At 38.0% G+C, this 24,828-nt stretch carries 26 protein-coding genes, 1 tRNA gene and 2 pseudogenes; 19 read left to right on the top strand and 10 right to left on the bottom strand.

Annotated features, from left to right (window positions below; all coding sequences use genetic code 11):
* Nucleotides 1–99 precede the first annotated feature (99 nt).
* From HGD76_RS09475 to HGD76_RS09510, 8 genes are all read left to right on the top strand, one after another.
* Nucleotides 100–1,548, top strand: a complete 1,449-nt coding sequence (locus tag HGD76_RS09475; protein ID WP_168695632.1) for a bifunctional orotidine-5'-phosphate decarboxylase/orotate phosphoribosyltransferase — start codon at nucleotides 100–102, stop codon at nucleotides 1,546–1,548.
* A 202-nt stretch (nucleotides 1,549–1,750) separates the two neighbouring features.
* Nucleotides 1,751–2,881 carry a M14 family metallopeptidase gene (locus HGD76_RS09480; RefSeq protein ID WP_168695633.1) on the top strand — a complete coding sequence of 377 codons (1,131 nt, stop codon included), beginning with the start codon at nucleotides 1,751–1,753 and terminating at the stop codon, nucleotides 2,879–2,881.
* A gap of 220 nt (nucleotides 2,882–3,101) precedes the next feature.
* Complete coding sequence (locus HGD76_RS09485; protein WP_168695634.1) at nucleotides 3,102–4,295, top strand: NAD(P)/FAD-dependent oxidoreductase; 1,194 nt, start codon at nucleotides 3,102–3,104, stop codon at nucleotides 4,293–4,295.
* A gap of 134 nt (nucleotides 4,296–4,429) precedes the next feature.
* The gene (locus tag HGD76_RS09490) at nucleotides 4,430–5,083 is read left to right on the top strand and encodes an HAD-IA family hydrolase (protein WP_168695635.1); all 654 of its coding nucleotides are present in this window, start codon (nucleotides 4,430–4,432) and stop codon (nucleotides 5,081–5,083) included.
* Nucleotides 5,084–5,514: 431 nt separating this feature from the next.
* On the top strand, nucleotides 5,515–6,327 hold the full coding sequence (locus HGD76_RS09495) for a carbon-nitrogen hydrolase family protein (RefSeq protein ID WP_148762241.1): 813 nt from the start codon (nucleotides 5,515–5,517) through the stop codon (nucleotides 6,325–6,327).
* A 127-nt stretch (nucleotides 6,328–6,454) separates the two neighbouring features.
* Nucleotides 6,455–6,526 (top strand) — tRNA-Gln (locus HGD76_RS09500).
* Nucleotides 6,527–7,169: 643 nt separating this feature from the next.
* On the top strand, nucleotides 7,170–9,374 hold the full coding sequence (locus tag HGD76_RS09505) for a GumC family protein (protein ID WP_210967758.1): 2,205 nt from the start codon (nucleotides 7,170–7,172) through the stop codon (nucleotides 9,372–9,374).
* Nucleotides 9,375–9,511: 137 nt separating this feature from the next.
* Nucleotides 9,512–10,657 (top strand): SpoIID/LytB domain-containing protein, encoded by a 1,146-nt coding sequence (locus tag HGD76_RS09510; RefSeq protein WP_041457843.1) that lies wholly within the window; start codon nucleotides 9,512–9,514, stop codon nucleotides 10,655–10,657.
* An 81-nt stretch (nucleotides 10,658–10,738) separates the two neighbouring features.
* On the opposite strand, the gene HGD76_RS09515 is transcribed toward HGD76_RS09510, so the two are convergent.
* A complete protein-coding gene (locus HGD76_RS09515) occupies nucleotides 10,739–12,022 on the bottom strand; it encodes a hypothetical protein (protein WP_168695636.1) in 1,284 nt (427 codons plus the stop codon).
* A 127-nt stretch (nucleotides 12,023–12,149) separates the two neighbouring features.
* Here HGD76_RS09515 and HGD76_RS09520 point away from each other — a divergent pair, with 127 nt between their 5' ends.
* From HGD76_RS09520 to aroF, 11 genes are all read left to right on the top strand, one after another.
* On the top strand, nucleotides 12,150–12,626 hold the full coding sequence (locus HGD76_RS09520; RefSeq protein WP_015079608.1) for a hypothetical protein: 477 nt from the start codon (nucleotides 12,150–12,152) through the stop codon (nucleotides 12,624–12,626).
* A 206-nt stretch (nucleotides 12,627–12,832) separates the two neighbouring features.
* Nucleotides 12,833–12,988, top strand: a complete 156-nt coding sequence (locus tag HGD76_RS09525; protein WP_168695637.1) for a lmo0937 family membrane protein — start codon at nucleotides 12,833–12,835, stop codon at nucleotides 12,986–12,988.
* Between the two features lie 80 nt (nucleotides 12,989–13,068).
* The gene (locus tag HGD76_RS09530; protein ID WP_148762251.1) at nucleotides 13,069–13,479 is read left to right on the top strand and encodes a YggT family protein; all 411 of its coding nucleotides are present in this window, start codon (nucleotides 13,069–13,071) and stop codon (nucleotides 13,477–13,479) included.
* A 154-nt stretch (nucleotides 13,480–13,633) separates the two neighbouring features.
* Entirely contained in the window at nucleotides 13,634–13,903 is a 270-nt protein-coding gene (gene rpsO, locus HGD76_RS09535; RefSeq protein ID WP_148762253.1) for a 30S ribosomal protein S15, read from the top strand.
* Nucleotides 13,904–13,915: 12 nt separating this feature from the next.
* Nucleotides 13,916–14,386: a PAM68 family protein gene (locus HGD76_RS09540; RefSeq protein ID WP_148762255.1), complete on the top strand. Its 471-nt coding sequence runs from the start codon at nucleotides 13,916–13,918 to the stop codon at nucleotides 14,384–14,386.
* 710 nt (nucleotides 14,387–15,096) lie between these two features.
* Nucleotides 15,097–15,375: a hypothetical protein gene (locus tag HGD76_RS09545; RefSeq protein WP_210967759.1), complete on the top strand. Its 279-nt coding sequence runs from the start codon at nucleotides 15,097–15,099 to the stop codon at nucleotides 15,373–15,375.
* Between the two features lie 743 nt (nucleotides 15,376–16,118).
* A complete protein-coding gene (locus tag HGD76_RS09550) occupies nucleotides 16,119–16,388 on the top strand; it encodes a type II toxin-antitoxin system Phd/YefM family antitoxin (RefSeq protein WP_148762260.1) in 270 nt (89 codons plus the stop codon).
* Nucleotides 16,375–16,656: a type II toxin-antitoxin system RelE family toxin gene (locus HGD76_RS09555; RefSeq protein WP_148762262.1), complete on the top strand. Its 282-nt coding sequence runs from the start codon at nucleotides 16,375–16,377 to the stop codon at nucleotides 16,654–16,656. Before HGD76_RS09550 ends, HGD76_RS09555 begins: the two co-directional genes overlap by 14 nt.
* 265 nt (nucleotides 16,657–16,921) lie before the next feature.
* Nucleotides 16,922–17,209 (top strand): type II toxin-antitoxin system Phd/YefM family antitoxin, encoded by a 288-nt coding sequence (locus tag HGD76_RS09560; protein WP_148762264.1) that lies wholly within the window; start codon nucleotides 16,922–16,924, stop codon nucleotides 17,207–17,209.
* Entirely contained in the window at nucleotides 17,193–17,552 is a 360-nt protein-coding gene (locus HGD76_RS09565) for a type II toxin-antitoxin system RelE/ParE family toxin (RefSeq protein WP_148762267.1), read from the top strand. Before HGD76_RS09560 ends, HGD76_RS09565 begins: the two co-directional genes overlap by 17 nt.
* A 60-nt stretch (nucleotides 17,553–17,612) precedes the next feature.
* On the top strand, nucleotides 17,613–18,653 hold the full coding sequence (gene aroF / locus HGD76_RS09570) for a 3-deoxy-7-phosphoheptulonate synthase (protein WP_168695638.1): 1,041 nt from the start codon (nucleotides 17,613–17,615) through the stop codon (nucleotides 18,651–18,653).
* Between the two features lie 60 nt (nucleotides 18,654–18,713).
* On the opposite strand, the gene minE is transcribed toward aroF, so the two are convergent.
* From minE to HGD76_RS09615, 9 genes and pseudogenes are all read right to left on the bottom strand, one after another.
* Nucleotides 18,714–19,019, bottom strand: a complete 306-nt coding sequence (gene minE, locus HGD76_RS09575; RefSeq protein ID WP_015079598.1) for a cell division topological specificity factor MinE — start codon at nucleotides 19,017–19,019, stop codon at nucleotides 18,714–18,716.
* Between the two features lie 37 nt (nucleotides 19,020–19,056).
* Nucleotides 19,057–19,863: a septum site-determining protein MinD gene (minD, locus tag HGD76_RS09580; protein WP_015079597.1), complete on the bottom strand. Its 807-nt coding sequence runs from the start codon at nucleotides 19,861–19,863 to the stop codon at nucleotides 19,057–19,059.
* Between the two features lie 207 nt (nucleotides 19,864–20,070).
* Complete coding sequence (minC, locus tag HGD76_RS09585; protein ID WP_210967760.1) at nucleotides 20,071–21,249, bottom strand: septum site-determining protein MinC; 1,179 nt, start codon at nucleotides 21,247–21,249, stop codon at nucleotides 20,071–20,073.
* A gap of 160 nt (nucleotides 21,250–21,409) precedes the next feature.
* The gene (locus tag HGD76_RS09590; protein WP_168695639.1) at nucleotides 21,410–22,738 is read right to left on the bottom strand and encodes a four-carbon acid sugar kinase family protein; all 1,329 of its coding nucleotides are present in this window, start codon (nucleotides 22,736–22,738) and stop codon (nucleotides 21,410–21,412) included.
* Nucleotides 22,735–22,818, bottom strand: a pseudogene (locus HGD76_RS26245) (DUF29 domain-containing protein); the annotation flags it as partial. The pseudogene HGD76_RS26245 and the gene HGD76_RS09590, both read right to left, overlap by 4 nt.
* Nucleotides 22,819–22,927: 109 nt before the next feature.
* Complete coding sequence (locus tag HGD76_RS09600) at nucleotides 22,928–23,326, bottom strand: DUF29 domain-containing protein (RefSeq protein WP_168695640.1); 399 nt, start codon at nucleotides 23,324–23,326, stop codon at nucleotides 22,928–22,930.
* A 57-nt stretch (nucleotides 23,327–23,383) separates the two neighbouring features.
* Nucleotides 23,384–23,656, bottom strand: a pseudogene (locus tag HGD76_RS09605) (hypothetical protein); the annotation flags it as partial.
* A gap of 104 nt (nucleotides 23,657–23,760) precedes the next feature.
* Nucleotides 23,761–24,237: a DUF29 domain-containing protein gene (locus HGD76_RS09610; RefSeq protein WP_168695641.1), complete on the bottom strand. Its 477-nt coding sequence runs from the start codon at nucleotides 24,235–24,237 to the stop codon at nucleotides 23,761–23,763.
* A 74-nt stretch (nucleotides 24,238–24,311) separates the two neighbouring features.
* Nucleotides 24,312–24,773, bottom strand: coding sequence for a DUF29 domain-containing protein (locus tag HGD76_RS09615; protein ID WP_168695642.1), 462 nt, complete (start codon nucleotides 24,771–24,773; stop codon nucleotides 24,312–24,314).
* Nucleotides 24,774–24,828: the final 55 nt, after the last annotated feature.

Here is a 24,828-nt window from a genome sequence, read left to right on the forward strand (position 1 = left end):
TATACGGATAATCATGTTACCATTCATGATATCATGGTAGAGAAAACGGGTTAGTATTTTAGTAAATGCCTTAAAGTTAAAATATTGCTAGGAGAACTTATGAAATTTTACGATAAATTGAATGGGGCGATCGCTCAAAATCAGAGTTTACTATTTGTAGGACTAGATCCTAATCCAGAAATGCTCCCTGAACGATATTCCCAGAAATCAGATCCCAAAAGTATGATTGATAGTCTGTGGAATTGGTTAGAATTTACTATTTCCCAAACCAGTGATTTAGTATGTGCCTATAAACCAACTCTGGGATTTTACGCAGCTTTAGGTATTCCGGGATGGGAATTACTACAACGAACTTTAAAAGCTATTCCTGCCCACATTCCGATTATATTAGATGCTAAACATAGCGATCTTAATACTAGCACAATTTTCGCTAAAACTGTTTTTGAAGAATGGCAGATTGATGCGATTACATTGAGTCCTTATGCAGGACAAGATCACGTAGCACCCTTTTTAGTTTATCCCGATAAAGCCGTTTTTATTTTGTGTACAACTTCTAATCCAGGTGCGGCAATTTTACAACAATACCCTACAACCGAATCACCTTTTTATTTACAAGTAGTCAAAGAAGCAAAAAACTGGGGAACACCTGAACAACTAGGTTTAGAAGTAGGAACTATTCAGCCAGATATTTTAGCAAAAATTCGCAAAGAAGCACCAGAAAGAACAATTTTAGCCCGCAGCATCTGGTCTGAAGGTGGTAATCTTAAAAACTTGCTATCAGCGGGATTAAATTATAATGGTGATGGGTTACTTCTTCCCGTTTCTCAAGATATGTTAGGGAGTGAAAATCTATCTACACAACTGCAATCTTTAAGGGCAGAAATTAATCATCTCAGAACTGAAATTTCCCAAGAAAACTCCACTTGTTCCGTCTGGTTTCCTGATGTTTGTTTGTTAAATAAACACCCGCTTTTAGATTTAATTCTACAACTTTATGACATTGGTTGTATCATGTTTGGTGAATTTGTCCAAGCTTCTGGAGCTACCTTTCCCTATTATATAGACCTCCGTAAAATCATTTCCAATCCCCAAATATTTCATCAGATAGTAATTGCTTATGCAGAGATTCTTAAAGACCTAACTTATGATAGAATAGCTGGTATTCCTTATGGTTCTTTACCTACTGCTACTGGATTATCATTACATCTAAATTCCCCGATGATTTTTCCCCGCAAAGAAGTAAAAGCACACGGAACCCGCAAGGTAATTGAAGGTAATTTTAATCCTGGAGAAGTTGTTGTCATTGTTGATGATATTCTGATCAGTGGTAAAAGCGTAATGGAAGGAGCAGAAAAGTTAAAATATGCAGGATTAAATGTCAATGATATTGTAGTATTTATGGACCATGAGCAAGGTGTAAAAGACAGATTGCGAGAAAATGGTTATCAAGCACACGCAGTTTTAACAATTTCTGAAATTACAGAAACTTTATATGCAGCAGGACGTATTAGTGAGGAACAATTTAAAACCTTAGAGACTTCCAAATAAAAAAATGTCCCAAAACTGATGCAGAAATTCTCTCTCTGTGTACTCTGTGCCTCTGTGGTTCGTTTCTTAGGATAATTTATTTCTTGGAAGTCTCTTATCTGAAATAAATTAGACATTTATTCTCAAGATAGTGATACAAAACTAATTCAATAATTAGGATTTTGTAGTAAACTGTTTATTAGTTTGACTAGGGATTTGATTGATGATTCCCACTATTGCAACTATTCCCCTTTTTCAACTTGCTTCTGGGGAGTTTCTTTCTCTCCAGGTATATAAATTTATTGGTGCTAAATCTGGTAAAAAAGTATATATCCAATCTAACTTACACGGTGCGGAAATTGTTGGTAATGCTGTCATTTACCAAATCATTGATTTCTTAACGACATTAAATAATACTCAGATAATAGGAGAAATTTGGCTTGTACCTGTTTGTAATCCCTTAGCTGTTAACCAGCGAACTCATAATTTTTCAACAGGTAGATTCAATATTTATGATAGTCAAAATTGGAATAGAATTTTTTGGGATTATGAAAAACAACATGATGACATAGAAGAATTTGCCCGTTCTCAAATTGGTTTAGATATAGGTACAATTAAATATAACTTTTCCCAAAAAATTAAATCTAGTTTCGATAGTCTTTTAGATAAAATCAATGCCCCTAGTAGTGTACAACTAACTGATAAATATCGCTACAAGCTGCAATCTCTTTCTTTCGATGCAGATTACGTCATTGATTTACATAGTCACACTGGAGAAGGAATAGAATACCTTTATTATTTCCGAAATCGAGAAGAAAGTGCTAATTTATTTCTCCTTAATTATAGCATTTTATTTGATGAATATGATGGTGATGCTTTTGATGAATCATTCATGAAACCCTGGTTGGCTTTAGAGAATGCTTTATTAAAATTAACCGGACAAAAAATGATATTTGATAAAGAAGCATGGACTTTAGAATTAGGAACAGGAATGCAAATGAATCCAGATTCAGTAACTAAAGGAGTGAGCGGAATTAAAAATTATTTAACTCAAAAAGGTATTTTAGCAATACAGGAATTTACCCAATCAAAAACTATATCTCATCAAACCAACTTTCGTTCACTTAGTCAACTAAAAAAATATTGGAGTCCCGTAGGAGGAATGATTTTATCTAAAGCTGAATTAGGTACTTCAGTAAATCAGGGAGATTTGCTATATCAAGTTCTGACATTCAATAAAATTGGTGAATTACCCATAACTATTCATGTTCATGCAGAGAAAACAGGCTTGGTTTATGATACATCAATAAATAACTCTGTTAACGAAGGAGAATTTGTATTAGCGACTATGTAGTTTGTCATGGAAAACATTTAACACAGAATTATTCAATCTATTAATTCATCTGCGTTTATTTGCGTTTATCTGCGTTCAAATCTTGATTCTTAAATAAAATTACCATTTGTCTTGATTTGCATGAAGATAGATATCAGGATTGTCGGTTAATGGCAAGAAACCGTAATAAAACATTACACTAAAATAAATATCTGACTGGGATTTAGCGCCTAAAAAAATTATGACTCAAGCAACTACAAAAATTTGTATACTAGGCGGTGGCTTTGGTGGACTCTACACCGCGCTTCGTTTAAGCCAATTACCCTGGGAATCTACACCCAAACCTGAGATTATTTTAGTAGATCAGAGCGATCGCTTTGTCTTTTCTCCCCTGCTTTACGAACTCCTCACCAGAGAACTCCAAACCTGGGAAATCGCCCCACCCTACTCAGAACTACTGCAAGGAACCGGAATCCAGTTTCACCAAGCCGCTGTTTCCACAATAGACATTAACAAGCAAACAGTTCAATTACAAGATAAATCAGAACTAAATTATGACCGCTTAGTCTTAGCCTTAGGTGGCGAAACCCCCCTAGACTTAGTTCCCGGTGCTGTCACTCATGCTTACCCTTTCCGTACTATTACTGATGCCTACAAATTAGAAGAACGGCTGCGAATTCTCGAAGCAGCAAATCCCGAAAAAATCCGTGTCGCCATAGTTGGTGCAGGTTACAGCGGCGTAGAATTAGCCTGTAAACTAGCAGATAGAATCGGTGAAAAAGGACGTTTCCGCCTGATTGAACTCAGCGACCAAATTCTCCGCACTTCCCCAGAATTTAACCGTGAAGCCGCCAAAAAAGCCTTAGATAGTAAAGGCGTATTTATTGACTTAGAAACCAAAGTAGCAGCAATTGATCAAAATAGCATCTCTCTGGAGTATAAAAATCAAGTAGATACCATTCCCGTAGATGTAGTCATTTGGACAGTGGGAACAAAAGTTTCTCCAGTTGTCACAGCCTTACCCCTCAAGCAAAATCAGCGTGGACAAATCACCACCACACCGCAATTACAGGTGCTAGAACATCCTGAAATCTTTGCTTTAGGAGATTTAGCCGACTGTCTCGACGCAGAAGGAAAACAAGTCCCCGCCACCGCCCAAGTTGCTTTCCAACAAGCTGATTATACCGCTTGGAATATCTGGGCTACCATCACCAATCGTCCCCTCCTCCCCTTCCGCTATCAACCATTAGGAGAAATGATGGCTTTAGGAATAGATAACGCCACCCTCACCGGGTTAGGTGTGCAATTAGATGGATCTTTTGCGTACTTAGCCCGTCGGCTGGCTTATCTGTATCGTTTACCAACTTTAAATCATCAATTAAAAGTCGGTTTTAATTGGTTAGTTAGCCCCATAATAGAAGCCATTTCCAAGTAATTAAATATCCCCTAATTAAAGATAAAGATCCCCGACTTCTCAAAGAAGTCGGGGATCTGAAATGGTAAACTAGACGAATTCAGATATTATGGCTATGTATTTAGCGACTGCTGCGGACTAAAGTATTAATTCTTATGAAAAGGCCTAAAGTTATTTTTGTAGATGCTGTGGGGACATTATTTGGTGTTAAAGGTAGTGTTGGGGAAATTTACCGACAAATCGCCCAAGAATTTGGTGTGGAAGTTTCCGCCCAAATTTTGGATGAAAACTTTATGAAAAGCTTCAAAGCATCACCACCACCGATATTTATTGATGCAGATATCAAAGATATTCCCCAGCGTGAATATGATTGGTGGCAGATAATTGCTTTAAATACCTTTGAAGGTGCAGGAGTTCTCCAACAATTTACCGATTTTCCCGCTTTTTTTACCGAACTTTATATTCACTTTGGGACTCCCGAACCGTGGTATGTTTATCCTGATGTTAAGTTAGCTTTAATCAACTGGCGACGCTTAGGAATTGAATTAGGAATATTATCTAATTTCGATTCTCGTTTGTATTTAGTATTGCAAGGTTTAGGACTTAAAGAATATTTTACTTCTGTGACCATTTCTACTCAAGTCCGTGCTGCTAAACCAGATCCAGAAATTTTCAAAATTGCCTTAAACAAGCACAAGTGTTCACCGGAAGCCGCATGGCACATTGGCGACAGTATAACAGATGATTATTATGGGGCAAAATCCGCAGGAATAAGAGGTATTTGGATTAACCGTAATTCCACTGAATAATACCGTAATTGTCCGGTTAATAGAGGTTTATGGGTAAATTTTTCTGGCAAAGATTCTATATATAGTCATATTCATAAGTTATCGCTGTTACCTCTAGAAATTAGATGGTTAAATAAAAAAACTAATTGGCAAAATGCAGAAGGTTTAGAAATGGCGAAAAATCTGCTATTGGCTTTAAAGAAACGATTTTTGAGAGATTCTTATTCTTAACTCCTTCTTTCTACCTCGGTGACTCTAGAAGTTCAAATGGCATGATATGACGATATATTTAAATATCTGGCGTTGCTGAATTGAGAGATGAAAAGCAAAAATTCCATGTCTGAAACTCTTAAACTTTGCGCCTTTGCGCCTTTGCGTGAGGCAAATTCATACTTTCATTCACCAATGCCAAATATCTACATTGTCTCAATTTATCGTTTGTTTTTGAATCTATGAAGTCTTATTTAGCCGCCGCTATTCAAATGACCAGTGTGCCTGATTTGCAAAAAAACCTGGCACAAGCAGAAGAATTAATTGATTTGGCCGTACGTCAGGGTGCGGAATTGGTGAGTTTACCAGAAAATTTCTCTTTTATGGGAGAAGAAAAAGATAAACTAGCACAAGGAAATGCGATCGCCCAAGAAACGGAAACATTTCTCCACAAAATGGCACAACGCTTTCAAATTACCATTCTCGGCGGCGGCTTCCCTATCCCTGTGGATCATAACGGTAAGGTTTATAATACAGCATTACTTATCGGTGCTAACGGTCAAGAACTCGCCCGTTACCAAAAAGTCCATTTATTTGATGTCAATGTTCCTGATGGTAATACCTACCAAGAATCAAGTACCGTCATGGCTGGACTGGAATTACCTCCTGTTTATGCTTCCCCTGACTTGGGGAAAATTGGCCTTTCTATTTGCTATGATGTCCGTTTTCCCGAACTGTACCGACATTTATCAAGTCAGGGTGCAGATATTTTATTTGTTCCCGCCGCTTTTACCGCTTTTACTGGTAAAGATCATTGGCAAGTATTATTGCAATCTAGAGCCATAGAAAATACCTGTTATGTGATTGCACCTGCCCAAACTGGTACTAACTATGACCGTCGCCAAACTCATGGCCACGCCATGATTATTGACCCTTGGGGTGTCATTTTAGCAGACGCTGGGGAAAAACCGGGAGTGGCGATCGCCGAAATCAAACCTACCAGACTAGAACAAGTCCGCCGACAAATGCCATCCCTACAGCATCGCGTATTTTAGCCACTCAGACCCCCGCACATCCCCAACTTCTTCAAGAAGTCGGGGATCTTTCTTAAGTAAAATCTTTTTTCCCAAAACACTTGACATTATCCCAAGAGAACTGCTATATTCTCTATAGTGAACTCATTGGGGCGTAGCCAAGTGGTAAGGCAGTGGGTTTTGGTCCCGCCATCCCTAGGTTCGAATCCTAGCGCCCCAGTTATATAGAAGGCAAGTTTTTAACGCTTGCCTTTTTTGTTTTTACATTGCACCAAGCTGGAAAAAGTTCTTCTTCTGTCGCTTGGATTCAACAAAGCAAAACCCAAGGCATTTATTAAGTCATATATTAGGCTCTCGCAAGGGATAAGCACTATCACTACGCAACTTTGACGCGAACAACCCAACCTAAGAATTAAAGCTTTTTTAAATTTGCTAAGAGGGTGTTTGAAAAGTTATGGTTGATGTATCAAATATTTTTTACCCCACCCTAACCCTCCCCTTGTAAAGGGGAGGGAACTGGATTTTTATTGTTTCCCCCCTTTACAAGGGGAAAGGGGGGTAGCAATGTGATGAAAATTACGGAATACCACTTTTCAAACATCCTCTAAAGGTATTGCTGGTACCTCCTCCCAAGATAAATATTTGCAGAAAATTTATGTTCCTCACACTGATTAGACATATATCTAGTTGAAGGTATTAGCCAAGAACTACTTGCTGAATATTTTCTGTTAAGTATATCTGTAATCAGAGGAAGAATAAGTATTGATTATTAAACAGAAAACATTGAGTATCAAATATCTCTAAAAGTTTTCTAATTATCATCTTCTTCCAGATATATTATTGAATTTGAGAGGAATATAATTGTGGCTACAAATGCGATAACGTTAAAAAAATTGCTTAATAGCTATACACATAGTGTAGTTGATATCAAAAAAATAACTGCGATTGCACTTCACCACCGTTGGTTTATTCTAGGGATTTCTTGTGCGGTTATGTCAGTAACAAGCCTCTTAGCTATTACTAGTAAACCAACTTATCAAAGCTATATGCAAATATTGGTAAGTTATAATTCAGATAAATCTTTACCAGCTAGTAAGCCAGAAAAAACGACAAAAGACTTACAAAAACCACAGTTATCATCTATTGACTACAGTAGTCAAGTGAAATTAATGCTGAGTGCTAAATTAGTGCAAAAAGCTGTAAATTTACTTCATACTGATTATCCACAGATGACCATAGAAGATATTTATAGTAACAGCAAAATTGATAAAACTTCATCTTTATCACTAACTCAGTTACCAGTAGATACAGAAGTTAATCAAAATTTAAACCAAGTATTTTCAATCTCTTTTACAGACAAAGATCCTCTGAAAAGTAAAAGAGTATTACAAGCTTTAGAGAAAGTATATCAGGACTATAATACCGATCAAAAAAATCAGCGGATTAATCAAGGGTTAGTATTTGCTAATAACCATCTACCGCAACTGCAAAAAGATGTATTAAAAGCCGAGAAAAAATTAGAAAAATTTCGTCAACAGAATAATTTAATTGATCCAATTTTACAAAGTAAAATTTTACTACAGTCTTTAGCAGATATTCAAAAGCAGCGACAAAAAACTCGCGCTCAACTGCAAGATGTACAGACTCGACATAACAGTATAGAAGAAGCAATTGCTTCTTCTCATCAAAAGCAAATAAATATTGATGATTCCCTTGAATCTCGCCAATATCAAGCCTTAATTCGTGAACTTAAGCAAACAGAAAAGGAATTAACTCAAGCTCGGATACTTTACACAGAAAAATATCCAATTATTGAACAACTGAAACAAAAAAAACAAATTATCGTCACACTATTACAACAACAAGGACAAAATAAAGCCGTTGATATCAATAGTAAATCAAAATCATCAGGACAAATAATACCTAAGTTAGAAAATGATTTAACTCAATTAAAAGTGAACACATTAGGACTAATTGCTCATGATCGTGATTTGGCAAAATCCGAACAAGAAGTTCGTTCCTTGCTGAGTAAATACCCAAATTTGATTACAGAATATAAGAGGTTAGTTGCAAATGTAGAAATTTATCGCAAAACACTGCAACAATTGACGCAAGTGCAAAATTCATTAGGTGTAAAAATTGCTCAAGAAGGTTTTAATTGGCAAATTTTAGAAGAACCCGCTTTGGGAATACATATAGGAAATTTGCGCTGGTTGCTAATTGTTGGCGGCATATTAATTGGGCCAATATTGGGTTTAGCAGCAGCTTTAATTTGGGGAAAATTTAATAATGCAATTTTCTATACTCAGGACTTACAAAATCTCACAAATATTCAGTTATTGGGGTCAGTACCAAGATTAGGAAAACGTAAAGATAGTTGGACAAGCCAACTCCAATCTATAGTTAGAGATAAATCTAAAAATCTGGATATTTCTCATCAGGAAATTATTAAGAATTTACCTAATCATCAGAACTTAGATATTATTTACCAGAATATTCAGATGTTAAATAATTCTCTACCTTTAAAATCATTGATGTTAACTTCTGCACTACCAGGAGAAGGAAAAACAACTTTGGCTTTAGGGTTGGGGTCTAGTGCGGCTCGAATGCACCAAAGAGTATTAGTAATTGATGCTAACCTGCGTTCTCCCAGTTTACATAAAACTCTAGGGCTGACCAATGATTGGGGTTTATCTTTATTACTTGTTGATGATATTAATACATCATTTCATAATTATATTCAACCCATTCACCCAGCTATTGATGTTTTGACTGCTGGACCCATACCAGAAGATGTGGCAAATTTGTTGAGTTCTGAGCGAATGCAAGAATTAATGGATTTATTTGCCCAAAATTATGATTTAGTGCTGATAGATGCGCCCTCTGTTTTAGATACAGTTGATGGTAGAATTGTCGCTTCTTTATGTAATGGGATTATTATGGTAGGACGCATTGGTAAAGTTACTCCCAATAAACTGATGGAAGCTACAGAAATTTTAAGCAAGTTAAATCTAATTGGTATTATTGGGAATGAAGTTTATGATGCTCCCCAAATATTGACACCATGAAAAAAGGAGTCAGGAGTCAGGAGTCAGGAGTCAGAAGAAGGAAGAAGAAAGAAAATTACCGAGTTTCCAGTTCTCAATCTGTCTGTTTAGAGAATTGCTGAACTAGAATAGTAGACGCTTGTGATCAAACAATTAGTATGAAATTCCCACTGTTATTAGGCAATTTGTTTTCTGAGATTAAAGGTAGACATTGGTGGATAGGTATCCTGATGTGGTTTGTATTACTTGCTCCTGCACAAGCATCTGTAATTCTGCGTGTGGCAATTGAAAGAGAAGTCAAACAGGTAAAAGTCGGCGCTTCCACAACCGCTATTGTCAAAGATAGTAGTGGTAAGACTCTGGGAGAATTACCAGGAATGAGTGCCTTTGCGGCTCAAGCAGTTCCAGGAGGTGTAGCTTTAGATAGATGGCAATCCGGGTTATTTTGGATAGAACCCACCAATAAGGGATATGTTTATATTGGCGATCGCTGGTTTCGTGGTAGAACCCTAGTAGTACCCACAGCCAACGGTTTAACTGCTGTGAACTGGGTAGATTTAGAAGAATATCTCTACAGCGTTATTGGTGGGGAAATGGACACTAGCTGGCCACAAGAAGCCCTCAAGGCCCAAGCCATTGCTGCCCGTACCTATGCCCTTTATGAACGGGAAAGACAGCGGAAAAATCCCGTTTACGATTTAGGGGATAGTCCAGACCGTTGGCAAATTTATAAAGGTGTAAGTAGTGAATCTCCTAAAACTTACACCGCAGCAGATACCACCGCAGGCAAAGTCTTAACCTACAATAACCAAATCATTCTTTCCGTCTTTCACGCTTGTTCTGGTGGACACACTGAAAACGTTGAAGATGTTTGGGTTAGCAAAGAACCTTACCTGCGGGCTGTTCCCGACTTTGACCAAAAGATCAAAGAATGTAACTGGGTAAAAACCTTCACTCCAGGAGAAATTAGCGCCAGAATTTCCGGTGTTGGTAATGTCAAAGACATGATTATCGAAACTCTTTCACCTTTCAAAAGTGTCAAATCCTTAAAAATTATTGGTGATAAAGGGACTAAAGTTCTCCAAGGTGAAGAAGTTAGAACTGCACTCAAAATTAAAAGTACCCGGTTTATTGTTAGTAAAGATGCAAATGGCGGTTTTGTTCTTCAAGGATTAGGCTTTGGTCACGGTTTAGGAATGAGCCAATGGGGAGCTTACGAATTAGCAAAACGTGGTGCAAACCACCTGCAAATTTTAGGATATTACTACAAAGGTGTAGCCCTGACACCCATTCAAGCAAAGTAGCAGAAGAAGGAGTCAGGAGTCAGGAGTCAGGAGTCAGGAGGAATAAAGAAAGAAGAAAGAAGAAACAAGCAAATTTCTCTTCTATTCCCTGTTCCCTGTTCCCTGTTCCCTGTTCCCTATTTGCTTATTCTGAAATTCCTGTTCTAACAAATCTGCTTCTGTAGAATAAACAGAATCTTCTTTACCAATAACTTTTTCTGTGGCAAATTCACGAGCAAAAGCGATCTTCTTCTGCAAAGAATCATCTGCACCTGCTAATAATCTAGCCCGTTCTTGACGTTGAAGATTGCGAGTAGAAACCTGATCATTGCGTCGTTTAATCCAAAAATACCGGATTAAAGGAATAGCTAAAAAACCAATACCATAAGCTAATAGAAGTCCATAAATTCCTTGCACAAAAGCGACTAATCCCCCAATTTGAGTCGCAATTGTGCCATTTTTCAATAAATTACCCAGGATTAAAGCCCCAACAAAATTCACTCCTCCCAAACCAGCACTGAGCATAAGTTGTCCAGAACTGGCAGAACTAAACTTCCAGGAAAATTCATGCAAATATTCAGATATTGAGCGCCGCTGTTTTTTACTTGCTCTTACCTGTAATTCTGGGAAATAATAAACTATTTGCCCGTCAGAACTTACCTGGGGCATTCCATTAAATCTTACCAACACAGGCAGCATATAATCCTCATATTCTTGTTGATATTTTGCGCCAATATCATCTAAATAAGGAGCAATTTGTTCTGCTGCTACTGCACCTTGATTATTACTAATCACAGCCCCAATTTCTTCCCAGCGACGTTCTTCCAAATTGGCGTTAGGATCACCATCACCAAAGAGGAATGAAAACACAGCTTCAAAAGAATTCATTTCATTATTTTCACCCCGTTCCCTCCGTCGTTCTTGGTAGCTATCACGATGATTTGGGCTAAAATACCAGAATAAATCTGGAAAGAAAAAGAAATTAAAACCTCTAGAATTATTACTGCGATTGTCATTATCCCGATCTGAACTAGCAGTCATGATAATGATAATAGTCAGAGTAATCAGCAAAATAGAAGTAACTAAAAGAATGCCAAAGGAAATCCGAATTAGATAAAATAGCACAGACCAAACTTTTTTCCACCATTCTTGCAACCGGATTTGCAAGTATTTATTGCGGATAATATCCCGAAAATTTTTGGGAAATTGGTAAACAACATCACCTGATTCTGCAACCTGTAAATGTCCCCCAGCGTCAGCAGCAAGGGCTAATAAACTTTGGTTGACTTCAGCTATATTTAATCCTATCTGGGTGGCTACATCACCAACTGTGACTCGGTAGCCCAGTTGTTCCACAGAAAGCATAATGGCGGGATTGGGAGTCATAAATTTGCCATTTTGTTATATTTTGGTTTACCTTTATTCAGTATAATTGAACTAAAATTTCTTTTCTTTGCAATTCTTAATTGCAATCATACTTTTCACAAATTAGCTAGGATTTATATATACACCTATGGTTCAGTACAGTCTCGCTCAAAGCCCGGAACTTATCCTGATTGTTCCTGGTAAAGATTCCGCTAAAGCCCGTGATAAAGCCATGGATCAACTAATGGAACTCATGGAGGCTGGTGAATTACCAACGGAACTAGAAGAGGGATTTGGTCCGCAACAATTAATTGAGGTGAAAGAACCAACTACAGATACTTCTAGTCGTGAAGACGAAATTACCCAAGCAGTGCAAATTCTCAGTAATTTAGCTTCCCTGAAGTTAAAAGTCCAAGAATCACGCACTGAAGCCTTAGAAATTCGTCAAGCCATTGATGTGCTGTTTTCCGATAAATCTGTCACCGAGGAAGAAATAACCCATCTTAAAGAAGGTTTTAAAGTTCTCAAAAATTTTGCTCAAGCTAATCTGCGTTACCAGGAAGCGAGGGGAAAAGCAGAACAAGCTAGACAAGTTTTAGATCAAGCTCTCAAATCACCGGAGTAATATTAGATTCGATTCAAGATTTAGCAACAGCAGCAAAAACACCGTCTCTCTCCTCAATATCTTCGCCAAAAAAAGAGTGCTGATGATCAAATTTGTTCTCTTTCTGTTGGACTATCTCTTCTTGAGGATTGAGATTGAATCATGTTCAGATAAGATATTTGCATAACCAAAGACTTCTGTAGTAACACACTATATAAAAGGGAAATATGATTAATCTAATTTGGACGGCTGCTGTTGTCCTCTTTGTCCTCTGGCTGTTAGGGTTCTCAATTCATGTCGGAGGAAGCTTAATTCATCTGCTTTTAGTTTTAGCTCTAATTGGAATAGTTTACAATTTACTAATTGGTCGCCGCATAGTCTAATTTTTGAGGATGCAAGGCTGTATCTGAGGTTTGAATACAAGCACTGAAGTTATAGCCATATTAATAAAAATCCCAAACTTATGAATAGAAATCCTCATGAACGAAGCAATTCTGAGCGAAGGCAAGAACTTCGCAGTGAAGAAGAAAGTTTCCGACTGCAACAGGAAGAGGGACGACTTGAATCTGGCAAACGGAGATCTATATTTGCCTGGATTATCAATAGCATTTACCTGCTAGTGGGAATGCTGGAAATCCTGCTGATGTTACGCTTCTTTCTGCGTTTTTCCGGGGCAAATACGCAAAATACTTTTGCCCAGTTTATTTACAATCTTTCTGCTCCCTTCATTGCGCCATTTTCCACCTTGTTAATTAGTCCTGTTGCTGGTGGTGGAGCGAATGTTTTTGATGTCAATGTCCTAATTGCAATTATCGTGTATGCTCTCTTAGGCTGGCTCAGTGTATGGCTAGTCAAATTTCTCTCTGGTCGGTAGAGAAAAGTTGAAAAATGAACGGATTTAATTTAATTACTATTGTTAAGCCCTGAGAGTGTCAAGAGTTCTAGAGAAATTTGCCACAGCAATGGATGGGTGTGATATTATAGGAAACTGCTACACAAATTTAAAAACAATCACAATTTAAGCGACCATGGCTCTGACTCAACAGCGCAAACAAGAAATAATTTCTGGCTTCCAAGTTCATGAAACCGACACCGGTTCGGCTGATGTTCAAATTGCCATGCTAACTGACCGCATTAACAAGCTCAGTCAACATTTGCAAGCTAACAAAAAAGACCATTCCTCCCGCAGAGGACTGTTGAAGATGATTGGTCAAAGAAAGAGTCTTCTGTCTTATATCCAAGCAGGTAGTCAAGAAAGATATAAAGCTTTAATTACTCGTCTCGGTATTCGCGGTTAGGAACTAATTCTTATGGCTGCTGAAGAATCGGAACGTAGTCCATTGCCTTTTGAGCCAAACAAAAAGCGTCCCAAACCCGCTAAGACTGTAACTAAGTCCGTCATTAAAAATCAAGCACCCCAGGAAAAACCGCAACAGCAACGTCGTTATTCTAAACAAGAAATGGCGATTCCTGAAGTAGTCAGCCAGCGAATGATTCGCAGAGTGGCTGGTTTTTGCGGTATTCCCACAGCCTTAGGGATTACTAGTTTGATAGTTAGCTATCTATTAGTTACCTTGGCTGATATCCAACTTCCGCCTATCGCCGTTTTATTGGTGAATATGGGATTGTTTGGGTTAGGTGTGGTGGGAATTACCTATGGTGTTCTTTCTGCTTCTTGGGATGAAGAAACACCGGGAACTTTTCTAGGTTTTGATGAATTTAGCACCAACTGGGGAAGGATGACCGAAGTTTGGCGTGATACCCAGAAAAAGAACGTCTAACAAGCAGCGTCCAGGTAATAACTGTAATGTGGGGTAATTTGGAAAATGAGTTTTGAAGTGGAATTTATATCACTTTAACTTCAAGTTTAAAAGACTGTATTTTTCTAGTTTATACCCAATATTCAGCAAAAAATACCTGGCGCTACATTTGTATTTATATATTTAACCACAGATATTTTTGACCCATTGAAATGGCTTGATTCTAGAAATAGCAGAAATATATGAAGATATTATTAATATTTAATTTTCCAATTTAGAGGATGTTTGAAAAGTGGTATTCCGTAATTTTCATCACATTGCTACCCCCCTTTCCCCTTGTAAAGGGGGGAAACAATAAAAATCCAGTTCCCTCCCCTTTACAAGGGGAGGGTTAGGGTGGGGTAAAAAATATTTGATACATCAACCATAACTTTTCAAACACCCTCTTAGTTATAAGTAGAACGGCTTGAATAATTCAAAGTTTGTAGTGAGGAATTTATTCCTTATTTGAGGGCTGAAGCCCTTACTACGAAATCATCTCCATATTTTTTACATTACTTAATCTACTTTGATTTATTTTCGTCTACTTACTTAGAAAAAAATAGCAGATAGATTAAACCACAATTCAGACAGGACTGCGTTGAGGAATATATAAGGTGTAGTGAAGCGTTGGCAAAAAAGATGTATCATAAATCATGAGGAGAAAAATGATACCTTAACCAATATTACAAATGGAACCATTCACAACTGTTGCTATTGCTCTTGCTACCATACTCGCTACCAAAGCCACAGAAAAAATTGGCGAAAACATCGGAGACGCTTTAACTCACAAAACTCAGCAGTTTTCGGAATGGTTGAAACAGCGACTACCTGGAACTTTCGCAGCTATTGAACAAGCACCAGAACAACCCCTTAATTATGGTCAAGCTGTACTGGACATAGAAACCGCAGCGATACAGCTACTAATCAAACGTATCATTATCTTTTCCTGGCGTTTGTTTCGACGTTAACAACAGCTTACTCAACTTTAATAGAGTATCACTATGCAGTTTTATTGTATTGCATTACAAAGATAAATTTTTATTTAACAGTTAAATTAGATTAATTTGCAATCTTGCTGCATCATATTACAGAATTGAAATTTTACTTTGCAATTTTATTGTATTGTATTAAACTAATAACGTAAGTTGCTAGTTAGAGGATGTTTGAAAAGTATCAGAATTAATCGAGATCCCCCCAACCCCCCTTACAAAAGGGGGCTAAATTCCTTAAAGTCCCCCTTTTCAAGGGGGATTTAGGGGGATCTGCGGGTGTCAGATACCACACGAAAAAGTTTTCAAACAACCTCTTAGACACATTGTCAGAATCAGGTGGTTATCGAGCGAAGTCGAGATAATGTCCAGGATTAAAAGATGAACAGGATTAAGATCAATTTGATTTTAAAGGTAGGGGTAAAGCAAGAGCTTCATTGGTGTCAACTTAACGCAAAATCTTCATCCCGCAAGAAACTCAAGTTCCTTGCTAATAGCGAAAGTCATCTAAAAGATGACTAAATACTAGGAAAATTTATTAGTCCGTTTTAACGGACTTGAGCTATGAGACAGGGAATTTATTCCCTGGCGGGTGTGGAAGCCAAACAAATAAGCCACTTGTACTGAGCTTGTCGAAGTATCTGTAACCTAAGTTGACACCAATGAGTACTGCTAAAATATTTATGCTAAAATATAGTCAAAATGTCTAAAGTAGCCATTCTATGCAAACCTATACTCTTACAGATGCGCGAAATAAACATGGTGAGGTTTTTGACAAAGCCGCTATTGAACCAGTATTACTAACTAAACAATCACGTCCTAGTCATGTCATTATTTCCGCAGATAGCTACCAAAAATTAATTAATAGATTGCAAGAATTAGAAGATATGCAGTTAGTTCAAAATGCTGAAACTGCTTTGAGTCAATCAAAAATGGTAGGTACAGAGGCTTTTACATCTGCATTGGAGCATTTAGCTAATGGCGCGGCTTGATGGTTTAGCAACTGTTCTTGATTTCCTCAATGGGTTACAACCTAAAATAGCAGCGCAAATAGCAAAAAAGGTTTTGGCTTTGAATGTTGAACCTTTACCAACTGATAGTGAACAACTATCTGGTTATCAGGGTTTTTATCGAGTAGATAGTGGTGAATATCGAATTGTTTATAAATACTTTCCAGATCAAGATTTAGTGGAAGTAATTTTAGTTGGTAAGCGCAATGATGATGATGTTTACAAAAGATTAAAACGGTTATTAGGATAAACTCTTGGTTCTTCCACCAAATCTAATCCCAACATAGATATAAGCGTAAAAAATTAAGTAATGGGATAGAATTAATTACCGATGAGATTGGTTAATTTAGCGTTGCCTTTGGCGGGCGCAGCCATCGCTTCTGGTATCTCAGTCAACACCACCACTTTTTATCGCTTATTGAATAAAACTTTTTATCGGATATTCTTTTGTGCTTGAAATTTTTACACTAATAAGTTAACATGAAATGTCATGAGAATTTCATGGAGAAGTAATAATGCTTGATGCACGGGAAATTTACCCCCTTTCAGACTTTCAACGCAATGCTAGACAGTTCATTGAACAAATACAGTCAAGTCACAAACCAATTATTCTCACCGTTAATGGTAAAGCATCCGTGATCATGCAGGATGCAGCATCTTATCAAGAATTACTCGATGAGTTAGAATTAGCAAGGTCAGCCGCAAAAATTCGCCAAGGCATAGCTGAATCTGCTGCTGGAAAGACAAAAGATGCGGTAGAAGCATTAGAAGAATTACGGTTAAAGCATGAAATACCCCGTTAGAATTACTCCAATAGCACTAGAAGATGCGGAGGAATTTTACTTGTGGATGTCTCAAGATTCTCCTGTAAATGGGGCTAATTGGTTTAATGGATTACTTGCTGCAATTGATACTCTTTCTTCCATGCCTCACCGTTGTCCGGTTGCACCAGAAAAGGAAATAGTAGGCCAAGAAATCCGATATCTTCTCTATTCCAAACGCTATCGGATTCTTTTTGGCATTGAAGGTGATGCTGTTGTAATTTATCACATCCGGCATACATCCCAACAATGGATGACACGAGAAGAATTTTTGAGACAACCTTATAGAAATATCGAAAATACCGAGCCAGAAAAATCAACTTAAGCTACAAATCGGTTATCAGCAAAAGCAAATAAAACATTTACTTAAAAAAGGAACTTGTAAATGATTATCGTCATGAAAGTTGGTTCCCCACAGGAAGAAATAAATCGGATTACCACAGAATTATCAGGCTGGGGACTAACACCAGAAAAAATTATTGGTCAACATAAAGTAGTCATTGCTTTGGTTGGGGAAACGGCTGATTTAGACCCGCCCCGCATTCAAGAATTGAGTCAATGGATTGAGCAAGTATTACGAGTGGAAGTACCCTACAAACGAGCCAGTCGCCAATTCCGTCATGGAGAAGCTTCTGAAGTGGTGGTGAATAGTCCTCAAGGTGATGTGGTGTTTGGTGAACATCATCCTTTGGTAGTTGTCGCTGGACCCTGTTCTGTGGAAAATGAAGAAATGATTGTAGAAACAGCACTGCGGGTAAAGGCGGCAGGAGCTAAGTTTTTACGCGGTGGGGCATATAAACCTCGTACTTCACCTTATGCTTTTCAAGGTCATGGTGAAAGTGCTTTGGAATTGTTAGCTACAGCCCGGAAGGTCAGCGGACTGGGGATTATTACGGAAGTAATGGATACGGAAGACTTGGAGAAAATTGGCGAAGTTGCTGATGTGATTCAGGTGGGGGCGAGAAATATGCAGAATTTCTCCATGTTGAAGAAAGTTGGAGCGCAACCCAAACCAGTCCTGCTAAAACGGGGTATGGCGGCGACTATTGAAGATTGGTTAATGGCGGCTGAGTATATTTTAGCGGCGGGTAATCCCAATGTAATTTTGTGTGAACGGGGAATTAGAACTTTTGACCGTCAATATACTCGCAATACCCTAGATTTATCCGTTGTGCCGGTGTTGCGGAAACTGACGCATTTACCCATCATGATTGATCCTAGTCATGGCGTGGGTTGGTCTGAGTTTGTTCCTGCTATGGCGAAGGCAGCGATCGCTGCGGGTACAGATTCGCTAATGATAGAAGTACATCCCAACCCAGCTAAAGCCTTATCGGATGGACCCCAATCTTTAACCCCAGACCTGTTTGATAAATTAATGTCAGAATTATCCGTAATTGGTCACCTCATGGGACGGTGGCCAAATTAACGCCCCCATTCGCTTTTTAATATCCAATCCAAGACAATTCAGGGCGCAGACCCTGCGCCCCTACAGTAGGATATCACTATTTTCTAGAACTGTTTCATCTAGGCTTTCTTTAACCCTACGGATTGGTAAATTAGCAATTAAAGCCGTGGTCCGTTGGCTGCTTTCTAGGGAAAACTCCAAACCATCTGTTTCTATTTCGACATAGCGACAAACGATTTCCAGGATTTCCTGACGCATTTTTTCTAAAGTTTGGGGGTCTAAGTCCGCACGGTCATGGGATATTACCACTTGCAGACGACGTTTAACATCATCGCGGCTGTTATCGGGACTACGAGCAAAAAATTTTTCTAAAATTTCAAGAATCATTGCGGGTATGTGTAAGGCAGAAACACTGGCAAGTAAATTAAACAATTTTTGACCACAACATCTTTCTCAACCGAGAGAAGATGCTTTTACTAGATGAGTCAAGCTCCAGAAATTCGACAGTTTCCCCTTCCAATCTCCGAGCAATATTCTCAAAAGCGGTGGCAGCTAAAGAGGGAGTGTCTGATAATACTAAAGGTTCGCCCCGATTGGTAGAGACAATCACCCGCTCATCGTCGGGGATGACTCCAATTATGGGAATGGCGAGAAGTTCCTGAACGTCCTGTACAGACATCATATCATTTGCCTCTACCATTGCCGGTCTAATTCTATTAACTATTAAGTTAATCTTTTTGACACCTTGGGCTTCGAGTAATCCTACTACCCGGTCAGCATCACGGACAGCGGAAATTTCGGGAGTGGTGACAATCAGGGCTTCTTTGGCTGGTGCAGTCGCATTTTTAAACCCCATTTCAATTCCTGCGGGGCAGTCAATCATTACATATTCGTACTTTTGTGCTAGGGCATTTACTAGTAACTTCATTTGGTCAGGTGTGACGGATTCTTTATTGCGATGTTGGGTAGCTGGGAGGAGTACCAAATTAGGTTGTCGTTTATCTTTAACCAAAGCTTGTTCTAGACGACACTCCCTAGCCAAAACTTCTACCGCTGTATAAACAATCCGATTTTCTAGTCCTAGAAGTAAATCTAAATTTCTCAGTCCAAAATCTGCATCAATTAAGGCTACTTGTTTGCCTATTTTGGCTAAAGCCATCCCTAAATTAGCTGAAACTGTGGTTTTACCCACTCCCCCCTTACCGGAGGTAATGACAATAATGCGGGTCATGATAATGCTTTATGAGAGTTCAGGGAACAACAATAAAATATTTAAAGCTATTGATTGATTCTAATTTAGTAACCTAACAGAAATTAATTACATATCCAGTATATTGCAGGTAAATGGGGTACAAATATTAATGTTCAAACTTTGCACCGCAGGGGTTTTACTGCTGACTGTTGAAAACTGCTGTAGATTCTTTACTAAGTAAGAATTTTAGATCAGATTTTGTGTAACTAATTGGGTTCGACTACTTAATTGACTGCGGGAAAAATCAGCGGCTTTAACAATGCGAATTCCTTCAGGTGTAATATGTGCAACTTCAGGAAAGAAGCTGGTGAGGGTTTTTTCTGGGGATCTAGCAACAGCATCAGCTATTCGCAATTGGGTTGGTTCCATTTGCAAGGCCATGATCAGCGATTCCCGATTCCCAGCAGCACCAGCATGGGCAACTCCCCGCAATCGTCCCCAAATGAGAATATCCCCCTCAGCAATGACGATACCACTAGGATTGATATCTCCTAAGATGATGACTGTGCCGGGATGACGAATTTCTACACCTGATCTGACTGTCATTTGCAGATAGAGGGCATCTGCTAGGGCGCTGGGAGTCGGTTGAATACCGGATGTGAGGGATGTTTGGGTTTGGATTTGTTCGACGGAATAACCCAGGGTACAGGCAGCGATCGCTGTTTGTCTCCGACTGGTAGCTACAGATTTTAGTTGAATTTGGTATGTATTTAAAGTTTCTGCCAAATCTTGCAATTGTCTATTATCTAACAATCTATCTTTTGCTACTAGATGCAGGGATGTATTTGGTTTCCGTAAGCGATCGCCCGCATTGAGACGCTGTTTCATTTGTTGCCAAATTTCCCACCAATTGAATTCTGATGGTGATACTTGAGATTCCGTGGGCAAAATCAATAATAGTCGCTCTCCTTCAGTTTTTAACTGAACTTGAATATTATGATCTACCTTTTGTCCTAGTAGTTCTAAATCAGCACTTGGTAAATCAGATAAAATCGAACCAGATTCCCCCCCATTAGGAATCTTAGATTCTGGATTTTCAGCAGCAGAATTACCTTTTAAAAAGGCAATTACTGAATTTAACTCTGAATTAGGGATAACAGGATCAGATTCTACTTTATGATCAGCAAAATCTGGATTGATATCGCCAGAGTTAGAATTATTTACCTCTTGATCAACTTGATGAAAAACTGATTCTGATTTAGAAAATTCAGCCTTTATTTCCTCAGATTTAGCAGAATTACCAGCATCTACATTATTTTCGACAGAATGAGAATTATTTACCTCTTGATCAACCTGATGAGAAATAGATTCTGAATTAGGAAATTCAGCCTTTATTTCCTCAGATTTAGCAGAATCAGAATTCATGCAGCACTAGCCAAAATACACTAAAATTTGAGATTTTCATAAAAGATTGAGAATGGGTAATTGGTAATTGGTAATTGGTAATTGGTAATTGGTAATTGGTAATTGGTAATTGGTAAGACTCTTGCCTCTTGCCTCTTGCCTCTTGCCTCTTGCCTATTCCCTATTCCCTATTCCCTATCAATCTTTGATAAACCGTTCCCAAAGCATCAGCATTGCCGACATTACCGGGAAACAATACAACTGGCAAATTAGGAAACAGGGGATGATCAGATGGTGTAATTACCATTGAACAGCCTGCTAAAATTTGACCAAGTAATCGGGCTGAAGTTAAAGCCAGTCCCGTACTGAGAACATCATTAGAAGTAATACCCCCCTTACTGATGAGAAATCCTAGATCAGATGGTAAACCCTGGACAATATCCATAAGTAAAGCGGAAACTGTACTGCCAAAATCTAACCTAGTTTTGACATCTTTAAAAGCCAATTCCTGCCGACTAGTATAAATTACTGGTGTTTTACCAGCATTATGTACTACTTTGACATTTTCGAGAATCTCCGTTAGCAGTTTAGCAGATTCATTTACCCCACCATCAATTAATCTGCCAACATTAACTTCAATACCTACAGTCCCCTCAACTTGTAATAATGATTCTAACTGTTGAGTTGTCTTTTTAACGTGAGAACCCACAATAATTGCACCAGGTTTACCACCGCGCACATATTTTGCCATATTTTCAGCAGCAATGGGTTGGGGTGGTAAGGCAGCCAAAGCTGTTAAAATGCTCGCAGCAGAACGGAATAAAAACCGTTTTCCCCGACTTGCGGCTGTTAATACATCTACCGCAAAGATATTAAGATCATCTTGATGTTCTCCGTCTACGACACCACAGTGATTATTCTCAAGTTGTAACAAGCTTTCTAAACTACCAGCACGGATATCTGCGAGTAAAAATCTAGTAACAGTATCTTCTTTAATCCGTCCCTTGGTTTTTTCTTCCACATATTTAGGCAGATAGCTGTAATTATATCCAAAGACAGAATCACGAGCAAATTCTGTTTCATGTACGGGAGTGGGAACACCATCAATAATTAGATAGTGAATACTATCGCGGGTAATTCTTCCCCCTTCAAAAAATGCCGGCACAAGAAAATGAGCATCAAATGGACCGAGTTCTTCAGCAATAACATCAGTTTCTATAGGATAATGTCCGCGTAAGGTGGAGTCAGAACGACTAACTACGAGAAAATCCTCTATTTTTTCGGCTGCTAAGGCAAGTTTGAGGTTATGACAAACTTCTCTAGTTACAAATGCGGCTGCTTCTGGAGTCAGAGAACGAGTATTAGTTAAAATAAAGAAAATGGGAGCATCATCTTTTAATCCTAAACGTAAAGTTTCTACGTCCCAGCGCATTAATAGTAAACAACTATGGACGGTTTGTGAACCTGTAGGATCATCATCAAGGACAATTATTTTAGGTTGGTTATTCATAAATATGGACATGGTGGTAGATATTCGACATCTAAAATTTGGTCAATTGTGTAAGGACAAATTGGAGGAAAGCAATTTAAACCACTTTTTTTCTTTGCTTGTCGGGCTGCATCATTATAAACTCAGGGCAAACGCACCTAAATTCTGTAATCCATGCCCAGCAAGGGTTTCAACCTTTAGTTACAAAAATTAACAATCGTCAAAACCTTTGTCCAGTAAGCATTCTAAAAATAAGATGCGCTTGCCCTGATTATAAACTTGATCCAGCACGGTTAACAGATAATTGTAGAGGTTTTTTGATTTGGTTAATTTCCTGATTTCTACCCGAAAATTATCAATTTCTACCTCCCAATGATTTTTACAGTCGGGAATACTCCAATACTGGTACAATAGCAGATGTTTAAGAAGTTGCAGTAGATAACTTTCTAATTTGTGTTTTTGTTCATTCCCCAAGGCCGCAATCTCCTCAATTAAATTTTCCCAATCAATATTTTCTAAATCCTTTGTCTCTAATTGTTGCAAGGTAATTTCTAACCACTGGGGATAATCTTGTTCATAAAGAGTTTTACTCAATAATTTAGATATCATTTAGGGTTCTCCAGTTTGGTAGGGTTTAAGCATTAATTTTGGGGAATAAATTTATGATTACACCTTTGCGAGTTTTCTGAGTTCTGCTTGGACATCTAAGGCAATCTGCAACGATTGATTAAGAAGTTGAGCATATTCACTAGCTTGACTACTAACTTGTAAGGTTTGCAGATTAGCTAAGTTATTTACCACTAAATCTTGGTTATTAGCAAGCAGTTTTTTATTATCGCGCAAAATCCGTTCACTTTTTAAAGCACGGACTAAATCTTCTCGAATTAGTTGTAGTGCAGATATTACCTGTTCTCTGTCGCTAATGTTACCTTGAGTGTTACAACCTGAGTTCGACATAAATTATCTTATGTCGAACTCAGGTGAGTTAAGTATCTATTTTAGTTGATCTACAAGATCCCCGACTTCTTTGAGAAGTCGGGGATCTAAGGATGGCTATATTCAGGAAACCAGTTTTCATCTAGGATTTGTTCTAAGGAAGCAATGGGGGTGAGGGGAAATATGTCAAGAGGAAGTTCTGATCTGTCACTAACTAATTTTCTAGCATCTTGATAACATTGATCAAATATTTCTAAAATGTAAGGTTTTAAACTAGGACTATCTTTAAGTTCATCTTTTATTTGTATACGAAAAGTCCTAATTTCCCCCTTCCAATGTCCTTGATTTCTTTCTCTTTCACTATCCCAACATTGGAGTTTAAGTAGATGTTCCAGCAGTTTAATTAATAAACTTTTAATTACTCGCTTTTCACTTCTACCCATAGTTTCCAATTCTTCTAATAAATTCTCTAAATCAATCGCGGAAAATTGTCCTGCGCGAAGTTGGTTAATGGTTGTTCTTATCCATAGGTAATAATCTTGATCGTATAAGGTTTGGGTTGTTGATTGTGTTGATGTAACCATATACTGGTGAGGACTTTGCTATTTCTTTTATTTTAACTGGGTTTTAATTAATTGTCTGATGATTGCAGCTATATTCACTGAAACCAGGTTTCATCTAGGATTTGTTCTAAAGAAGCAATTGGGGTAAGGGGGAATATGTCAAGAGGAAGTTCTGAGCGATCTGATGCTTCTTTTCTAGCATCCTGATAACATTCATCAAATATTTCTAAAATGTAAGGTTTTAAACTAGGACTATCTTTAATAGCCTTTTTAATTTGTCTGCGAAATGTTCTAATTTCTCCTTGCCAATGTCCTTGATTTCTTTCTCTTTCAGTATCCCAATATTGGAGTTTGAGCAGATGTACAAGCAGCTTAATTAATAAACTTTCAATTGCTCGTTTTTCACTTCTACCCATAGTTTCCAATTCTTCTAATAAATTCTCTAAATCAATCGCAGAAAATTGTCCTGCGCGAAGTTGGTTAATGGTTGTTCTTATCCACAGGTAATAATCTTGATCGTATAAGGTTTGGGTTGTTGGTTGTGTTGATGTAACCATATACTGATGAGGACTTTGCTATTTCTTTTATTTTAACTTAAAAGTAACTAAAATC

Source organism: Dolichospermum flos-aquae CCAP 1403/13F (genome assembly GCF_012516395.1).
Taxonomy (GTDB): Bacteria; Cyanobacteriota; Cyanobacteriia; order Cyanobacteriales; family Nostocaceae; genus Dolichospermum; species Dolichospermum lemmermannii.

What these genes read in the sequence shown, in the direction of transcription:
- HGD76_RS09525 (WP_168695637.1), top strand. Translation starts at nt 12,833, where the DNA reads ATGATTAATCTAATTTGGACGGCTGCTGTTGTCCTCTTTGTCCTCTGG.
- HGD76_RS09510 (WP_041457843.1), top strand. Translation starts at nt 9,512, where the DNA reads ATGAAATTCCCACTGTTATTAGGCAATTTGTTTTCTGAGATTAAAGGT.
- aroF (WP_168695638.1), top strand. Translation starts at nt 17,613, where the DNA reads ATGATTATCGTCATGAAAGTTGGTTCCCCACAGGAAGAAATAAATCGG.
- HGD76_RS09550 (WP_148762260.1), top strand. Translation starts at nt 16,119, where the DNA reads ATGCAAACCTATACTCTTACAGATGCGCGAAATAAACATGGTGAGGTT.
- HGD76_RS09600 (WP_168695640.1), bottom strand. Translation starts at nt 23,326, where the DNA reads ATGATATCTAAATTATTGAGTAAAACTCTTTATGAACAAGATTATCCC.
- HGD76_RS09615 (WP_168695642.1), bottom strand. Translation starts at nt 24,773, where the DNA reads ATGGTTACATCAACACAACCAACAACCCAAACCTTATACGATCAAGAT.
- HGD76_RS09490 (WP_168695635.1), top strand. Translation starts at nt 4,430, where the DNA reads ATGAAAAGGCCTAAAGTTATTTTTGTAGATGCTGTGGGGACATTATTT.
- minC (WP_210967760.1), bottom strand. Translation starts at nt 21,249, where the DNA reads ATGAATTCTGATTCTGCTAAATCTGAGGAAATAAAGGCTGAATTTCCT.
- minD (WP_015079597.1), bottom strand. Translation starts at nt 19,863, where the DNA reads ATGACCCGCATTATTGTCATTACCTCCGGTAAGGGGGGAGTGGGTAAA.
- rpsO (WP_148762253.1), top strand. Translation starts at nt 13,634, where the DNA reads ATGGCTCTGACTCAACAGCGCAAACAAGAAATAATTTCTGGCTTCCAA.
- HGD76_RS09520 (WP_015079608.1), top strand. Translation starts at nt 12,150, where the DNA reads ATGGTTCAGTACAGTCTCGCTCAAAGCCCGGAACTTATCCTGATTGTT.
- HGD76_RS09540 (WP_148762255.1), top strand. Translation starts at nt 13,916, where the DNA reads ATGGCTGCTGAAGAATCGGAACGTAGTCCATTGCCTTTTGAGCCAAAC.
- HGD76_RS09495 (WP_148762241.1), top strand. Translation starts at nt 5,515, where the DNA reads ATGAAGTCTTATTTAGCCGCCGCTATTCAAATGACCAGTGTGCCTGAT.
- minE (WP_015079598.1), bottom strand. Translation starts at nt 19,019, where the DNA reads ATGATTCTTGAAATTTTAGAAAAATTTTTTGCTCGTAGTCCCGATAAC.
- HGD76_RS09515 (WP_168695636.1), bottom strand. Translation starts at nt 12,022, where the DNA reads ATGACTCCCAATCCCGCCATTATGCTTTCTGTGGAACAACTGGGCTAC.
- HGD76_RS09610 (WP_168695641.1), bottom strand. Translation starts at nt 24,237, where the DNA reads ATGGTTACATCAACACAATCAACAACCCAAACCTTATACGATCAAGAT.
- HGD76_RS09565 (WP_148762267.1), top strand. Translation starts at nt 17,193, where the DNA reads ATGAAATACCCCGTTAGAATTACTCCAATAGCACTAGAAGATGCGGAG.
- HGD76_RS09590 (WP_168695639.1), bottom strand. Translation starts at nt 22,738, where the DNA reads ATGAATAACCAACCTAAAATAATTGTCCTTGATGATGATCCTACAGGT.
- HGD76_RS09530 (WP_148762251.1), top strand. Translation starts at nt 13,069, where the DNA reads ATGAATAGAAATCCTCATGAACGAAGCAATTCTGAGCGAAGGCAAGAA.
- HGD76_RS09475 (WP_168695632.1), top strand. Translation starts at nt 100, where the DNA reads ATGAAATTTTACGATAAATTGAATGGGGCGATCGCTCAAAATCAGAGT.
- HGD76_RS09480 (WP_168695633.1), top strand. Translation starts at nt 1,751, where the DNA reads ATGATTCCCACTATTGCAACTATTCCCCTTTTTCAACTTGCTTCTGGG.
- HGD76_RS09485 (WP_168695634.1), top strand. Translation starts at nt 3,102, where the DNA reads ATGACTCAAGCAACTACAAAAATTTGTATACTAGGCGGTGGCTTTGGT.
- HGD76_RS09545 (WP_210967759.1), top strand. Translation starts at nt 15,097, where the DNA reads ATGGAACCATTCACAACTGTTGCTATTGCTCTTGCTACCATACTCGCT.
- HGD76_RS09560 (WP_148762264.1), top strand. Translation starts at nt 16,922, where the DNA reads ATGCTTGATGCACGGGAAATTTACCCCCTTTCAGACTTTCAACGCAAT.
- HGD76_RS09555 (WP_148762262.1), top strand. Translation starts at nt 16,375, where the DNA reads ATGGCGCGGCTTGATGGTTTAGCAACTGTTCTTGATTTCCTCAATGGG.